Raw genomic sequence first — 15,737 nt, 5'->3', positions numbered from 1 at the left:
GGGGCGCTTCCGTCAGAGTTCGAAGGCCTCCTTGAGGCCGAGGCTTTTGCGCTCGCGCAGGTCGAGATCGGCCTCGATATGGGCGATGTGATGCAGCATCAGCTGGCAGGCGCGGTCGAGATCGTCGTTTTCGATCGCCGCGATGATGTCGCCGTGTTCGGAATGGCCGCAGCTTGAGGCCGTCGACTGGCCGTAAAGCGCAATCACCAGCGACGAGCGGGCGACGAGTTCCTCCATGAAGCGCTGCATGATCGCATTGCCGGAGATTTCCGCCAGCATCAAATGGAAATCGCCCGACGCCTTGATCTCGGCGCGGCGCGCCGTCTGGCCGCGCTCGCTCATCAGCCGGCCTTCCTCCAGCAGAAGATGTCTCAGCTGCTGGATGTCGGCGGGCGTGATGCGCGCCGCCGCCTCACGCAATATGCCGGGCTCCACAAGGCGGCGGGCGGCAAAGATCTGGCGGGCTTCATCCGGCGAAGGATAGGCGACGAATGCGCCGCGGTTCTTCTCGACGCTGACGAGGCCTTCATAGGAGAGCGCCTGCAGCGCAGCGCGGGCGAGCGTGCGGCTGACGTTGAAGAGATTGCCGACATCGCTTTCGGAAAGTTTGGTGCCGGGGGAAAGCCTGCGCTCGACGATCGCCTCGCGAATGGCGTCGCGGATCTGCTGCGCGCCGGTTTCGGCGGAGTCTTCGGCCTGTTGAGCCTTGACGACGGATTTCATGAAATTCTGGTTCCCTGATGACGGGCAAACCATATCCGGCTTCGCGGCAAAAGTTAAACGGTATTTGTAGCCAAAGCGGTAGCTAAATTGCATACGATTATTTGCGTAAATTGCGGACAATAGCCTAAATCATGTGCAGACGATGCCATGCTCATAATTTGCTCTTGCGGGCTCGTTTTTGTCAAAGGTATGTATTTACAATAGCTTGTCCTGCTGAAAACGGGTTGGCACGGCAGATGCATCACCTTCTCCGAACAGGGGAAGGCATGATGTCGAAAGCGGCAGAGATCGATATAATATCCGTTTCGAAGGTCTATGGGGCGACAACCGCCGTCCATGGGATCAGCCTTAAAATTCCGGCCGGCTCTTATTGCTGCTTCCTCGGTCCGTCGGGCTGCGGCAAGACCTCGACGCTGCGCATGATCGCCGGCCATGAGAGCATTTCCTCCGGCGATATCCGGCTCGGCAATACTGTTGTCACCGATTTTCCGCCGGCCCGGCGCGGCACGGCGATGATGTTCCAGTCCTACGCGCTGTTCCCGCATCTCGACCTGATCGACAATGTCGCCTTCAGCCTGAAGATGAAGGGTGTTGATAAGGCAGAACGGCGTGCCAAGGCCCTCGACATGCTGAAGCTGATGCAGATGGAGTCCTATGCCTCCAGGCGTCCGGCCCAGCTTTCCGGCGGCCAGCAGCAGCGTGTGGCGCTGGCGCGTGCACTGATCACCGATCCGGAGGCGCTGCTGCTCGACGAGCCGCTGTCAGCGCTCGATCCGTTCCTGAAGATCCGCATGCGGGCCGAACTGAAGAAACTGCAGAAGTCGCTCGGCATCACCTTCGTGCACGTCACCCATAGCCAGGAAGAGGCGATGGCGCTCGCCGATATCATGGTCATCATGAATGACGGCCGGATCGAGCAGGCGGCCGCCCCACGCGAGGTTTTCGAGAAGCCGGCGACCGCCTTCGTCGCCCGCTTCATGGGCGATCACAACGTGCTCAGCGGCCGGGTGACATCGAGCGACAACGGCGTGCTCGTCATCACCGTGCCGGAGGGGCAGAGTTTTACCGTGCGCGGGGCGAGCAGGGCGGTCGGGGAACCGGTCGATATCGGCATCCGCACCGACCGCGTGCGCCTGCAGGTGGCGACCGAGTGGACGCTCGGCTTCAACGGCATCGTCTCCAACGTCGAATATCGCGGCGCCTCCGTGAAGGTCACCGTTATCGGCGCCGGCAGCGACGACTTCACGGTCATATCAGACGACAGCAACTATTTTGCCCGGCCGGTCGCCGTCGGCGAGACTGTCGCGCTCAGCTGGGAACTTGATGATGCCGTGCTTCTCGGCCGCTCTTCCGCATGAACCAACATCAACCAACCTTCCGCATCAACAAAAAGGGGAACTGACATGACGACTGAAACCACACCGACGAAGGCTGCGAAGGGCCTGTCCCGCCGCACGCTCCTGAAGACGGGCGCTGCCGCCGTCGGCGCCATCGCCGGCTCCGGCGCCATCACCGGCTTTCCCACCATCTGGGCGAAGACGAATATCACGCTTCGCCAGTTCGGCACCGGTGTTTCGAACATCAATGCCATCGCCGAGAAGTGCAAAGCCGATCTTGGCATCACGCTGGAGATGACGGCAACCGATTCCGACGCCGCCGCCCAGCGCGCCGTCACCCAGCCCGACAGCTACGACATCGCCGACATTGAATACTGGATCGCCAAGAAGGTATTCCCGACAGGCGTGCTGCAGCCGATGGACGTCAAGAAGCTCAAATATTACGACAAGATCGTGCCGCTCTTCATCAACGGCAAGATGAAGCCGGACAGCGTCATTGCCCAGGGCACGGCGCCGCACACGGTCGGCTTCGTCGAGGCGCAGGGCGCCAAGAAGTTCGCCAAGGAACCCACGCAGTGGATGACGATGGTTCCGACAATCTACAACGCCGATACGCTCGGTATCCGCCCGGATCTCGTCGGCCGCGACATCACCAGCTGGGCCGATATCATGGACCCGAAGTTCAAGGGCAAGACCTCGATCCTCAACATCCCGTCGATCGGCATCATGGACGCGGCGATGATCATGGAAGCCATGGGCAACATTAAATATGCCGACAAGGGCAACATGACCAAGGAAGAGATCGACAAGACGATCGAATTCCTGATCAAGGCCAAGGGCGACGGCCAGTTCCGCGCCTTCTGGAAGAGCTTCGACGAGTCGGTCAACCTAATGGCTTCGGGAGAAGTCGTCATCCAGTCCATGTGGTCGCCGGCTGTCGCCGCCGTCCGCTCCAAGGGCATCGCCTGCAAGTATCAGCCGCTGAAGGAAGGCTACCGCGCCTGGGGCGGCGGCCTCGGCCTTGCCTCGCACCTCAAGGGCGCCGAGCTCGACGCCGCCTATGAATATATCAACTGGTACACGTCGGGCTGGGTCGGCGGCTACCTCAACCGCCAGGGCTATTATTCCGCCTGCATGGAGACCGCCAAGAACTTCATGACCGCAGACGAATGGGGTTACTGGATCGAAGGCAAGCCGGCGCAGGGCGACATCCTCTCACCCGAGGGCAAGGTCATGGAAAAGGCCGGAGCCGTCCGCGACGGCGGCGCCTTCGAAGCCCGCATGGGCGCGGTCGCCTGCTGGAACTCCGTCATGGACGAAGACCGCTACATGGTCCGCCGCTGGAACGAGTTCATCGCGGCGTAAGGCGATTGCCGTTTTCCCCTCCCCAACCCTCCCCACAAGGGGGAGGGAGTCCGGCGAGGGCGCGGCAAAAAACTCCCTCCCCCTTGTGGGGAGGGTTGGGGAGGGGTCTTTTTGAAACCCCTCTTCAAAAACATGCTTCGCGGTGGCCGAGGCGCTGCCGCGTTTCTCTTCTCCCCTAGGGGGTCCGAAGGACGGGTCGAGACCAGTGGCTCGACCCAGGTAAAGGTGCCGGCAGGCGGATGAGGGGGCTGCACGCACCCTTGTCCCACCTGACTTAATGAGAACGGAGAAGCGGATCATGGCGACCATCGCAGCGGTAACGGAAGACAGCAAGCAGCCTACACGCCGCGCGCTGCGCCTCTCCCCCTCCGCCATCTCCTATCTCCAGGCGACGCCGCTGATCGCCATTCTCGGCTTCTTCTTCCTGCTGCCGATCGCGATGATCGCGGTCGTCAGCTTCTGGGATTATGATTTCGCCGGCCTCTATCCCGATTTCCTCACCATGAACTACACGGATACGCTCGGTTCATGGGTCACATGGAAGACCTATCTCAACACTCTGAAATTCACCGCCATAGTCTGGGCGCTGACGCTCGTTATCGGGTTCTGGGTCGCCTATTTCCTGGCCTTTCACATCCGCAAGACCTCGACGCAGATGATCCTCTTCCTCGTCTGCACCGTGCCGTTCATGACCTCGAACATCATCCGTATGATCTCGTGGATCCCGGTGCTCGGGCGCAACGGGCTGGTCAATTCGACGCTGATCGAAATGGGCGTCATCCCGCAGCCGATCGAATGGCTGCTCTATTCCGATTTCGCCGTCGTGCTCGCCATGGTCCATCTCTATACGCTGTTCATGGTGACGCCGATCTTCAACACCCTGATGCGCATCGACCGATCGCTGTTCGAGGCGGCCCGTGATGCCGGCGCCTCCGGCTGGCAGGTGCTGTGGAACGTCGTCATTCCGCTCGCCAAACCCGGCATGGCGATCGGCACGATCTTCGTCGTCACCCTCGTCATGGCCGATTTCTCGACGGTGCAGGTAATGTCCGGCGGCCAGAGCGCCTCGGTGGCGCTGATGATGAAGAACCAGATGTCGCTGCTGCAATATCCGGCCGCTGCCGCCAACGCGGTCGTGCTGCTTGCCGTCGTTTTGCTGATGGTCGCGGCCATCCTGCGCGTCGTCGATATCCGCAAGGAGCTTTGAGATGAACCACGAAAAACGCGGCCTCGAATTCTATCTGCTGGCGCTCTTCTTCGTCGTCTTCGTGCTGTTCCTCTACGGCCCGCTCTCGGCGATCCTGATCCTGTCCTTCCAGGGGCCGGACGGCGGCCTGACCTTCCCGATGAACGGCGTTTCCACACATTGGTTCTTCAACCTGTTCGAGAAGCAGGCGGTCGGCGATTTCGGCGCCTCCTTCCGGCGCTCCTTCACCCTCGGTCTGATGGTGATGGTGGTGACCGTCGTCGTGTCGCTGCTCGCCGGCCTTGCCTTCCGCCGCCGCTTCCGCGGTTCGACCGTGCTGTTCTATGCGACGGTCGCGAGCCTCGTCGTGCCGTCGATCATCGTTTCGCTCGGTATCGGCGTCGTCTTCCAGGAGGGCGGGCTGAAGCCCGCCTGGTATTCTTCGGCCTTCGGCGCGCATCTGACCTGGACACTGCCCTTCGGCGTGCTGATCATGTTTGCCGTCTTCAACCGCTTCTCGCCGGCCTATGAGGAGGCGGCGCGCGACCTCGGCGCCTCCTCCTGGCAGAACTTCCGCCATGTCGTGCTGCCGATGATCGCGCCGAGCCTGATCGGCGTCGGCCTGTTCGGCTTCACGCTGTCCTATGACGAATTCGCCCGCACATTGATGACGTCGGGCACTTACAATACGCTGCCGCTCGAAATCTACGGCATGACGACAAACGTCACGACGCCGGTGCTCTATGCGCTCGGCACGGTCACGACACTGTTTTCCTTCACCATCATTCTCATCGCGCTCGGCATCATGACCATGCTCAGCCGGCGGCAGGCAAAGATCAACTGACATGCGCATTCTCATCGTTAATCCGAATACCACCGCTTCCATGACCGAGAAGGCGGCGACCGCGGCGCGTGCGGTGGCTGCGTCCGGCACGGAAATCATCGCCGCCACTTCGCGCATGGGGCCGGTTTCCATCGAGGGCCATTATGACGGCGCGTTGGCGATTCCAGGCCTGCTTTCCGAACTGACGGAGCGGCAGTCGGCCGGCTACGACGCGGCTGTCATCGCCTGCTTCGACGATACCGGGCTCGAAGCGGCGCGGAGTTTCGCCGATGTCCCGATCCTCGGGCTTTGCGAATCCGCCGTGGTGACGGCGGGTTTCCTGGCGCAACGCTTCACGGTAGTGACGACGCTGGAGCGGTCGCGGGTGCTGATCGACAATCTGGTGCGCCGCTACGGCATGGGCGAGCGCGCCAAGGTGCGCGCCTCCGACATTCCGGTGCTGGAGTTGGAGAACGCGGCCTCGGGCGCGATCGGCAAGCTCCGGGCGGAGATCGAGCGGGCGCTTGAAGAAGACGGCGCCGAGGCGATCGTGCTCGGTTGCGCCGGCATGACCGATCTGGCGCATCAACTGCAGGAGACGTACGGCGTGCCCGTCGTCGATGGTGTCTCGGCCGCGGTCAAGCAGGCCGAGGCGCTGGTCTCGCTGGGGCTTTCCACCAGCAAGCGCGGCTCCTACGCCTCGCCGCTGCCGAAATCCTTCACCGGTGCGATGAGCGGCTTCGCGCCGGCCGGGAAGCTCGACTGAGCCATGGCCGTTTCCTTCGACTTCAAAGAGCTTTCCGAGCGCGAGCGTTACAAGCTGATGATCGGCACGATCATTCCGCGGCCGATCGCGCTGGTGACGACGGTCGACGAACATGGGCGGATCAACGCCGCCCCCTTCAGCTTCTTCAACTGCCTGTCGGCCGATCCACCTATCCTGGCGATCGGCGTCGAGAACAATGCCGACATGTCGTTCAAGGACACCGGCCACAATATCCGCATGACCGAGGTTTTTACGGTCAACATCGTCTCCTTCGCCATCGCCGAAGCCATGCATGTCTGCGGCGCCCGCTATCCGCGCGGCGTCGACGAACTGAAGCAAGCCGGATTGACGGCGATGCCGGGCGAGAAGGTGGCCTCACCCTATATCGCCGAGGCGCCGGCCGCCTTCGAATGCCGGCGGCATGTGACGCTGGAACTCGGCCGCTCCAGGCAGATCATCATGGGCGAGATCGTCTATGCGCATTACCGCGACGGTGTCGTCGATCCGCGAAGGCTGCATGTCGATCCGGCCGCGATCGACGCCATTGCGCGGCTCGGCGGCGATACTTGCGCCACAACACGCGACCGTTTCGAGATGCTGACGCCGAAGCTCTGACATCAGGGCAGGTCCAAGTTTTGCTTTACTTTTTCGCCTCCGGCGAGAATGGTCTGCACGGATCATTGCGGCAGAGGAGCGCCTTATCATGACACTCGACGACGATCTCAACCGGATCGCGGAGCAGGAAAAAGCGCTGAGCTTCGATGCCTTCGACCTGACGACGGCATGGCAGCTCGGCAAACTCCTGCAGGAACTCGCCACCGAGCGCGGCCTCGGGGTCGCAATCGATGTGACTTTGCATTCGATGCCGGTCTTCTATGCCGCGCTGCCCGGTGTCACGCCCGACAACGTCAACTGGATCAGGCGCAAGCGCAACATGGTGCTGCGCTATTTCCGCAGCAGCTATGCCTCCGGCCTGAAGCTCAGAAAGGACGGCAAGACCGTCGAGGACAACGGTCTTTCCGGTGACGATTACGCGCCGCATGGCGGCAGCTTCCCGATCAACGTCAAGGGCACCGGCTGCATCGGCGCCGTCACCGTCTCCGGCCTGCCGCAGCGCGACGACCACAATCTCGTGGTCGAAGCCTTGGCGCTGATGCTGGCGAAGGACCTGGACACGCTGCGGCTCGCGCCGCTTTGACGGGGCGGCCCGCTCAGCCCGGCGCGTAGATACTCAGTCCTCAGATCCGGCCGCCGGCCTCGGCGATGCCCTTGGTCAGGCTGCCCGTTGCCGGGAAGAGCGGGATGAGGCAGGCCTGCAGGGCGTGGTAGATGTCGCCCTTGCCGGGGAAGAGCGAATGCGAGGGAACGAGGTCTTCCGTCAGTTCCTCGTGACAGCCGCCGTTCCGGTGGTCGATGAAGGCGCGCTCGATGACGTTCCAGATCTTGCGGTAGCATTCCTCGTGGTAGTCGCTCGGCAGGTGCTCGTTGAGGAAGTGCGCCGCGGCAGCGCCCTCGCAGGCCGGCCACCAGAGCTTGTTGCGCTTGGCAGGCTTGTCGTCCCAGTCGAGCGTATAGAAGAAGCCGCCCTTGTCACTGTCCCAGCCGAGCGCCATCGACTGCTCGAACAGGGCCTTGGCCGCATCCGGCATCCATTCGATGCGTTTGCCGCCGAGCGCCCAGAGCTGCAGGATGAGGCGGGTCCATTCCAGCCAGTGGCCGGGCGTCGTGCCGGCCGGGCGGAACATTTCGTTCGGATGATAATATTGCTTGTCGAGCTTCCACTCGGCATCGAAATGTTCGGCGACGCGCCAGTCGACCGATCCAGCCGCTCGGCGGATGACGAGATCGGCGATGCTTTCGGCCTTGGTGAGGTATTCCTTGTCGCCGGTGGCTTCGAAGGCGGCCATCAGTGCTTCGGTCAGGTGCATGTTGGAATTCTGGCCGCGATAGGTGCCGCCGTCGAGCGGCTGCCAGTCGGCGGTGAATTCCTCGGCGATCGCCCCATGGCGCGGTTCCCAGAACCTGGTGTTGAGGATCTCGGTGATGTCGGCCAGCATGCCGTCGGCCAGCGGATGGCCGATCGTCTTGGCGGATGAGGCGGCGAGCAGCACGAAGGCGTGGCCGTAGCCCTGCTTGTTGCTGTCGACCGGACCATTATTGTCGAGCGACCAGAAATAGCCGCCATTCTCTAGGTCGCGGTGATGGTTCCAGAGATAGTCCATGCCGTGGTCGACGAGGTCGGCAGCACCCGGACGGCCGAGCAGCGCGCCGATGGCAAAACAATGCACGGCGCGCGCCGCAATATGGATGCTGCGGATCTGCCCCTCGGCGTCGAGCGGCTTGCCGCTATCGTCGAGGTCGTAGAAGCCGCCTTTGGGATTGACCGAATTGTGCTGGAAGAAATCGAAGAGGCCGTTTGCCTGGTCGAGCAGCCAGGCGCGATGATAGGCGCGGCTCGTCCAGTTGCCAAGCGCGGCGTTGCCGGTTGCGGGTGCCATGATACTCCTCCGATTTCGTGGGCAATGCGTATCAATTGCCTATATAGAGGCCGTTCAAGCCTGTCATCTGGCCAGCGTATCGTGCTTCGCGAAAAATCGAAGTCGATTTTCGCAAAGCACGATACGCAGATTCAAAATGCTACAGCGTCCTGTGCGCGTCTGAAAACGCGCGGCGCTGTAGACTTGCAAAGCACGAAATCGACAGGCATATATTGACATAAAGATATCTTTATGTGATCTGGACTGTCTGGTCTTACGACGTCAAGGAGCCTCCCGTGTTTGACAACCTCTTTGGTCCGGAAACGGGCAAGCGTGACGGCAATGAAGTTTTCGCAGCGCTGCGCAAAGCCGCCAGCGAACGCATCCTCGTCCTCGACGGCGCCATGGGCACGCAGATCCAGGGGCTCGGCTATGACGAAGACCAGTTCCGCGGCACCCGCTTCATCGGCTGCGCCTGCCATCAGAAAGGCAATAACGACCTTCTGATCCTGACCCAGCCGGATGCGATCGAAGAGATCCATTACCGTTACGCCAAGGCCGGCGCCGATATTCTCGAGACCAACACCTTCTCCTCGACCCGCATCGCCCAGGCCGATTATGCGATGGAAAATGCGGTCTACGACCTCAACAAGGAGGGCGCCGAGATCGTCCGCCGCGCGGCTCTGCGCGCCGAGCGCGAGGACGGCCGCCGCCGCTTCGTCGCCGGCGCCATCGGGCCGACCAACCGCACCGCCTCCATCTCGCCCGACGTCAACAATCCCGGCTTCCGCGCCGTCACCTTCGATGACCTGCGTTCCGCCTATGGCGAGCAGATCGACGGGCTGATCGACGGCGGCGCCGACATCATCCTGATCGAGACGATCTTCGACACGCTGAACGCCAAGGCGGCGATCTTTGCCTGCGAGGAGCGCTTCGAAGCCAAGGGCGTGCGCCTGCCGGTGATGATCTCCGGCACGATCACCGACCTTTCCGGCCGCACGCTCTCCGGCCAGACGCCGTCGGCCTTCTGGAACTCGGTGCGCCACGCCAATCCCTTCACGATCGGGCTCAACTGCGCACTCGGCGCCAATGCGATGCGCCCGCATCTGCAGGAGCTTTCGGGTGTCGCCGACACCTTCATCTGCGCCTATCCGAATGCGGGCCTGCCGAACGAATTCGGCCAATATGACGAGACGCCGGAACTGATGGCGGCGCAGATCGATAGCTTCGCCCGCGAAGGCCTGGTCAATATCGTCGGCGGCTGCTGCGGCTCGACGCCGGAACATATCCGGGCGATCGCCGAGACCGTTGCCAAGTACAAGCCGCGGCCGATTCCTGCGCACCGCCCCTTCATGTCGCTGTCCGGTCTCGAGCCCTTCGAGCTCACCAAGGACATCCCTTTCGTGAACGTCGGCGAGCGCACCAACGTCACCGGCTCGGCGAAGTTCCGCAAGCTGATCACCAATGCCGATTACACGGCAGCGCTCGATGTCGCGCGCGACCAGGTCGAGAACGGCGCCCAGGTGATCGACATCAACATGGACGAGGGCCTGATCGATTCCGAAAAGGCGATGGTCGAGTTCTTGAACCTGATCGCCGCCGAGCCCGACATTGCCCGCGTGCCCGTGATGATCGATAGCTCGAAATTCTCGATCATCGAAGCCGGCCTGAAGCGGGTGCAGGGCAAGGCGATCGTCAACTCGATCTCGCTGAAGGAAGGCGAGGAGAATTTCCTCGCCCAGGCGCGGCTGCTGCACAATTACGGCGCCGCCGTCGTTGTCATGGCCTTCGATGAGACGGGGCAGGCGGACAATTACGAGCGCAAGGTCGAGATCTGCACGCGCGCCTACAAGCTTTTGACCGAAAAGATCGGCTTCCCGCCCGAGGATATCATCTTCGACCCGAACATCTTCGCGGTGGCGACCGGCATCGAAGAGCACAATAATTACGGCGTCGATTTCATCAAGGCGACGCGGACGATCCGCGAGCGCATGCCGCTCGTCCACATCTCCGGCGGTGTCTCGAACCTGTCCTTCTCGTTCCGCGGCAACGAGCCCGTGCGCGAGGCGATGCACGCCGTGTTCCTCTACCACGCCATCCAGGCGGGCATGGACATGGGCATCGTCAATGCCGGCCAGCTTGCCGTCTACGACAATATCGATCCGGAACTGCGCGAGGCCTGCGAGGACGTGGTGCTGAACCGCCGGCCCGACGGCACCGAGCGGCTGCTCGAAGTGGCCGAGCGCTTCCGTGGCGCCGGCGCCAGGGAAGGCCGAGTGCAGGATCTCTCCTGGCGTGAATGGAGCGTCGAGAAGCGCCTCGAGCACGCGCTGGTCAATGGCATCACCGAATATATCGAAGCCGATACCGAGGAGGCCCGCCAGCAGGCCGCCCGGCCGCTGCACGTCATCGAAGGGCCGCTGATGGCCGGCATGAATGTCGTCGGCGACCTCTTCGGCTCAGGCAAGATGTTCCTGCCGCAGGTGGTCAAGTCGGCGCGCGTGATGAAGCAGGCGGTCGCCGTGCTGCTTCCTTACATGGAAGAGGAAAAGCGCCTCAATGGTGGTGACGACCGGAAATCGGCGGGCAAGATCCTGATGGCGACGGTCAAGGGCGACGTGCACGATATCGGCAAGAATATCGTCGGCGTCGTGCTCGCCTGCAACAATTACGAAATCGTCGACCTCGGCGTCATGGTGCCGGCGACGAAGATCCTCGAAACGGCGATCGCCGAAAAGGTCGATGTCATCGGCCTTTCCGGCCTGATCACGCCGTCGCTCGACGAGATGGTGCATGTCGCGGCCGAGATGGAGCGGCAGGGTTTCGAGATCCCGCTGCTGATCGGCGGCGCGACCACCAGCCGCGTGCATACGGCGGTGAAGATCCACCCCGGCTACAACAAGGGCCAGGCGATCTACGTCACCGATGCGAGCCGCGCCGTCGGCGTCGTCTCGGCGCTGCTGTCGCCGGAGACGCGCCAGGGCTATGTCGACGATACAAGAGCCGAATATGCCAAGGTGGCGGCCGCCCACGCGCGTAGCGAAGCCGAGAAGGTGCGGCTGCCATTGCCGCGGGCGCGTGAGAATGCCCATAAGATCGACTGGCCGGCCTACCAGCCGACGAAGCCGCAATTCTTCGGCACGCGGGTGTTCGAGGATTACGATCTGGCCGACCTTGCGAAGTACATCGACTGGACGCCGTTTTTCCAGACCTGGGAGTTGCGCGGCCGTTTCCCTGCCATTCTCGAAGACGAGAAGCAGGGCGAGGCAGCGCGGGCGCTTTGGGCCGATGCGCAGGCGATGCTGAAGAAGATCATCGACGAGAAATGGTTCCGGCCGCGCGCCGTCATCGGCTTCTGGCCGGCCGGCGCCGTCGGCGACGACATTCGCCTGTTCACCGATGAAAGCCGCAGCAAGGAACTTGCGACTTTCTACACCTTGCGCCAGCAGCTTTCGAAGCGGGACGGACGGGCGAATGTGGCGCTCTCCGATTTTGTCGCGCCTGTCACAAGCGGCGTCGAGGACTATGTCGGCGGCTTCGTGGTGACGGCGGGCATCGAGGAGATCGCCATCGCCGAACGCTTCGAACGTGCGAACGACGACTATTCCTCGATCCTGGTCAAGGCGCTGGCCGACCGTTTTGCCGAAGCCTTCGCCGAGCGCATGCACGAGCAGGTGCGGCGCGAATATTGGGGCTATGCCAGGGATGAGCACCTCAGCAACGAGGATCTCATCGGCGAGGCCTATGCCGGCATCCGTCCGGCGCCAGGCTATCCCGCTCAGCCCGACCACACCGAGAAGAAGACGCTCTTCAAGCTGCTCGATGCGGAACATACCGCAGGCGTGAAGCTGACGGAAAGCTATGCGATGTGGCCCGGTTCATCCGTCTCCGGTCTCTATATCGGTCACCCCGACTCTTATTATTTCGGCGTTGCCAAGGTGGAGCGCGATCAGGTGGAAGACTATGCCAAGCGCAAGGGCATGGAGGTTTCCGAAGTCGAGCGCTGGCTCGGACCGGTGCTGAACTACGTGCCGCGCAAGGCGGACGAGGACATCGAGGACGCTGCCTGATTTGGCGAGTCTTCGCAGCCGCTTGAGGCGGCGCGCTGAGGAACTGATTCAATGAATGAAAGCCGGGAAGTGATTCACTTTCCGGCTTTATGATTTTGAAATGGTTCAACAATCATCCGCATTTTGGCTTTTCGAATTCGGTGGCGGAATTCATGGTGAGATGATATGATTAGCTAAGTTAGCTAATGAGGGCTGCGATGCAGGTTACCATTCATGCCGCGAAGACCAATCTGTCGAAGTTAATCGACGCCGCCCTTTCCGGTGAGGAAGTGGTGATCGCCAAGGGGCACAAGCCGGTGGTGAAGATCATTCCGATTGCGCAATCTTCCTTCAAGATCGGTCTGCTCAAGGGACAGGTTACTGGAGATGGGCCGGACTTTTTCGAGCCCATGGATGAAAACGATCTTGCTGCCTGGGAAGGGATCGAGTGAATTCGCTTCTGCTCGACACCCATGCCTGGGCATGGTCGCTGACCGGCGACGAGCGGCTCTCGGCCAAGGCGGTCGCTCTGATCGAAAAGGCGGAGACTATTCTCGTCAGCCCGATATCCCTTTTTGAAATCGGGCAGAAGGTCCGTCTCGGCAAATGGCCAGAGATGGAGCCTTTCATCGGCCGGCTGCCGGAACTGCTGCAGGAGCAGGGTGGCATTACCGCGGGCCTGACACCGGAAATCTGTCTGGCTGCAGCCATGATGGACTGGACGCATCGCGATCCGTTCGACCGGCTTCTTGCTGCGACCGCCATGCAGAATGGGATACCGATTATCTCCGCCGATGCGATCTTCGACGAACTCGCCGGAAACCAGCTTTGGATCGCCCGCTTCTGGTAGGCTCAGGTCACCCCGATCGTCAGCTCGGCGACAAAATCATAGGCGTCGCCGCGATAGAGCGAGCGGGTGAATTCCACGGCGCGGCCGGAGCCGAGATAGGAAATGCGCTCGATCGACAGGCCGGCGGCGCCGACGGGGACGCCGAGAAGCTGGGCGTCGGCTTCCTTCATGTTGGTTGCCGAAATGCGCTGCACGGCGCGCACCGGGCGGACCTGGAGGCGTTCGAGTTCGGCGTAGAGCGAATTGGTGACGACGGACGGATCGGGCAGGAATTCGCCGGAGACACTGGCATTCTCGATCGCCAGCGGCTGATCGTCCGCGATACGCAGGCGCGACAGGCGCGACACCTTCACGTCGGTGCCGAGACCGAGGATCATCATCTCGTCGGGCGAGGGGGTATGGACACCCTTGTGCAGCCATTCGGAGCGGGAGGTCATGCCGCGGCGCGCCATGTCCTCGGTGAAGGAGGTGAGCTGCGACAGGCGCTGCTCGACCTTTGAAACCGGTTTGGCGACGAAGGTGCCGGAGCCGTGGCGGCGCACCAAAAGGCCGTCGGCGACGAGTTCGTCGATCGCCTTGCGCACAGTAACACGGCTGACGGCGGCAAATTCGGCGATATCGCGTTCCGGCGGCAGCGCATCGCCGTGACCAAGCGTGCCGGAGCGTACGGCCTCTTCGAGCGTGCGGCGGAGTTTGACGTAGAGCGGGCCGGTCCCGGCGGCCTGCAGGCGCTGCAGGGACAGGAGGGTAGCGAGATCGTCGGTCATGCCGCCCCTCTCTGCCGGTCGTTCAAAAGCTTGACGGCGAGTTCCACCGCACCCTGCAGGGCATCGCCCTTGGGGCTGGCAAGCCGCGATCTGTAACGTTCGGAAAGCCACGGCTCATAGGCTCCGGCAAGGCCGCCGAGCAGGCAGATCGACGGACATTCGGGCCAGAGCAGTGCGTCAAGGCTTTCGCCGATCGCCGTTGCGGCATCCGTGACGATGCCAACCGCGACGGTATCGCCCTTGGCCGCATGGTCGAAGATAACAGGCGCATAGCGAGCAAAATCCGTCGGTCTTGCCGAATGCGCGAATTCGACGATGCGTTCTGGATCGTTGCCGTATTCGCTCATCAGCGCTTCGGTGATCGCAGAAGCCGGGCGCACGCCGTCATGGGCGAGCAGTGATCGTTCCATGAGATCGCGGCCGAGGCGAGCGCCGCTCGCCTGGTCGCCGACGACGAAGCCCCAACCGCCGATGCCGTTCAGCCGGCCATTCCTACGGGCATTGTAGACCGAGCCGGTGCCGAAGGCGCCGACGATGCCGTCGGAGTTGCCGAGCGCGCCCTGCAGGGCGATCAGCGCATCGGTGACGACGCGGCCTTCGGCAAAGGGCAGGGCCTTTTCGATTCGCTCGCCGTAATCCGTGACATTGGCGCCGGCGACGCCAACGACTGAGGCAACCGACGAGATCGTTTCATCGGCAAGCCCGGCGTCGCGCAACGCCTGCCGGGCGGATTCGACGATGTTGAGAAGGGAATTCTCCAGGTCGGACAGGATGTTGGCCGGGCCTGCTTTGCCGCGGCCGATGATGTTGCCGTTTCTGTCTGCGACCGCGGCCCGGCAACTCGTTCCGCCGCCGTCTATGCCGATTGCAAGCTCCGTCATCGGCCCTCCGATTATGCCGTTCCCCGTGTTTTTTTATACAATACCAAAAAAATACCATTTACCAAGTAGGAAAGATGGAGAAAATTTGTCTTTTTATCATATTGATTTTATTAGCTAAAATTTTTTAATGAATTTTTGCAGGGCGAAAAGTTAAAATCGACTGGACAATTGGTATTTTTTTGGCCTTAATTCGGTAAAAGGGAACAGCACATCGAAGCCAACGAAAACCGGCACCAAAGCCCAGCCGGAACCGCTTCGAAGATGATCGAGAACGATCCGCCGCCTGACTGGCCGGTGGCGAAGTTCAGCATCCTTCGGCTTTTCCTGATCGATTTTGCCGCGCCCGATGCAGGTGATGGGGCAGCGCACAGTCCGGCCGCAAGCGATCCGCCTTTGCGTCCGTCGAGCTTTCGGGGCCGGCAGGTGTTGGCGGCCCTCCAAGAGGCGTTGGGTGTTTCCTCAAGCACGCCAACTGCTTGTTTCAGATCGAAAACAGCGCCTTGCGGCGCTCAA

The 15,737-nt window shown here is 62.0% G+C and carries 14 protein-coding genes; 10 read left to right on the top strand and 4 right to left on the bottom strand.

Translation table 11 applies throughout. The features are described from left to right. Positions 1 to 12 precede the first annotated feature (12 nt). Positions 13 to 723 (bottom strand): GntR family transcriptional regulator, encoded by a 711-nt coding sequence (locus tag C4N04_RS03425; RefSeq protein ID WP_106795427.1) that lies wholly within the window; start codon positions 721 to 723, stop codon positions 13 to 15. A 269-nt stretch (positions 724 to 992) separates the two neighbouring features. Here C4N04_RS03425 and C4N04_RS03420 point away from each other — a divergent pair, with 269 nt between their 5' ends. The 7 genes from C4N04_RS03420 (at position 993) to C4N04_RS03390 (ending at position 7,398) form a co-directional block, all read left to right on the top strand. Next, complete coding sequence (locus tag C4N04_RS03420; RefSeq protein WP_106795426.1) at positions 993 to 2,081, top strand: ABC transporter ATP-binding protein; 1,089 nt, start codon at positions 993 to 995, stop codon at positions 2,079 to 2,081. Positions 2,082 to 2,126: 45 nt separating this feature from the next. Next, on the top strand, positions 2,127 to 3,425 hold the full coding sequence (locus tag C4N04_RS03415) for a PotD/PotF family extracellular solute-binding protein (RefSeq protein WP_039621094.1): 1,299 nt from the start codon (positions 2,127 to 2,129) through the stop codon (positions 3,423 to 3,425). A 298-nt stretch (positions 3,426 to 3,723) separates the two neighbouring features. Beyond that, entirely contained in the window at positions 3,724 to 4,632 is a 909-nt protein-coding gene (locus C4N04_RS03410; RefSeq protein ID WP_039621093.1) for an ABC transporter permease, read from the top strand. 1 nt (position 4,633) lies between these two features. Then, the gene (locus C4N04_RS03405; protein WP_106795425.1) at positions 4,634 to 5,455 is read left to right on the top strand and encodes an ABC transporter permease; all 822 of its coding nucleotides are present in this window, start codon (positions 4,634 to 4,636) and stop codon (positions 5,453 to 5,455) included. Position 5,456: 1 nt separating this feature from the next. Further along, positions 5,457 to 6,200, top strand: coding sequence for an aspartate/glutamate racemase family protein (locus tag C4N04_RS03400; RefSeq protein WP_106795424.1), 744 nt, complete (start codon positions 5,457 to 5,459; stop codon positions 6,198 to 6,200). Positions 6,201 to 6,203: 3 nt separating this feature from the next. Next, positions 6,204 to 6,815 carry a flavin reductase family protein gene (locus C4N04_RS03395; RefSeq protein ID WP_009995954.1) on the top strand — a complete coding sequence of 204 codons (612 nt, stop codon included), beginning with the start codon at positions 6,204 to 6,206 and terminating at the stop codon, positions 6,813 to 6,815. An 88-nt stretch (positions 6,816 to 6,903) separates the two neighbouring features. Next, entirely contained in the window at positions 6,904 to 7,398 is a 495-nt protein-coding gene (locus tag C4N04_RS03390; protein ID WP_096763362.1) for a heme-degrading domain-containing protein, read from the top strand. A gap of 40 nt (positions 7,399 to 7,438) precedes the next feature. Here C4N04_RS03390 and C4N04_RS03385 read toward each other — a convergent pair whose 3' ends face one another. Beyond that, positions 7,439 to 8,698 carry an AGE family epimerase/isomerase gene (locus tag C4N04_RS03385; protein ID WP_106795423.1) on the bottom strand — a complete coding sequence of 420 codons (1,260 nt, stop codon included), beginning with the start codon at positions 8,696 to 8,698 and terminating at the stop codon, positions 7,439 to 7,441. 275 nt (positions 8,699 to 8,973) lie between these two features. Here C4N04_RS03385 and metH point away from each other — a divergent pair, with 275 nt between their 5' ends. The 3 genes from metH (at position 8,974) to C4N04_RS03370 (ending at position 13,576) form a co-directional block, all read left to right on the top strand. After that, on the top strand, positions 8,974 to 12,747 hold the full coding sequence (gene metH / locus C4N04_RS03380; protein WP_106795528.1) for a methionine synthase: 3,774 nt from the start codon (positions 8,974 to 8,976) through the stop codon (positions 12,745 to 12,747). A 197-nt stretch (positions 12,748 to 12,944) separates the two neighbouring features. Beyond that, positions 12,945 to 13,178, top strand: a complete 234-nt coding sequence (locus C4N04_RS03375) for a type II toxin-antitoxin system prevent-host-death family antitoxin (RefSeq protein WP_038690218.1) — start codon at positions 12,945 to 12,947, stop codon at positions 13,176 to 13,178. Further along, a complete protein-coding gene (locus C4N04_RS03370; protein WP_096770405.1) occupies positions 13,175 to 13,576 on the top strand; it encodes a type II toxin-antitoxin system VapC family toxin in 402 nt (133 codons plus the stop codon). The genes C4N04_RS03375 and C4N04_RS03370 overlap by 4 nt, the downstream gene beginning before the upstream one ends. A 2-nt stretch (positions 13,577 to 13,578) precedes the next feature. On the opposite strand, the gene C4N04_RS03365 is transcribed toward C4N04_RS03370, so the two are convergent. Next, entirely contained in the window at positions 13,579 to 14,343 is a 765-nt protein-coding gene (locus C4N04_RS03365) for a GntR family transcriptional regulator (protein ID WP_038690214.1), read from the bottom strand. After that, positions 14,340 to 15,224, bottom strand: a complete 885-nt coding sequence (locus C4N04_RS03360) for an N-acetylglucosamine kinase (protein WP_106795422.1) — start codon at positions 15,222 to 15,224, stop codon at positions 14,340 to 14,342. The genes C4N04_RS03365 and C4N04_RS03360 overlap by 4 nt, the downstream gene beginning before the upstream one ends. Between the last annotated feature and the right edge of the window lie 513 nt (positions 15,225 to 15,737).

Origin of the sequence: Rhizobium sp. H4 (genome assembly GCF_003013335.1) — a bacterium.
Taxonomy (GTDB): Bacteria; Pseudomonadota; Alphaproteobacteria; order Rhizobiales; family Rhizobiaceae; genus Rhizobium; species Rhizobium sophoriradicis.
The sequence above is the reverse complement of the archived record's forward strand: the minus strand, read 5'-3'. Positions and strand labels throughout refer to the sequence as shown.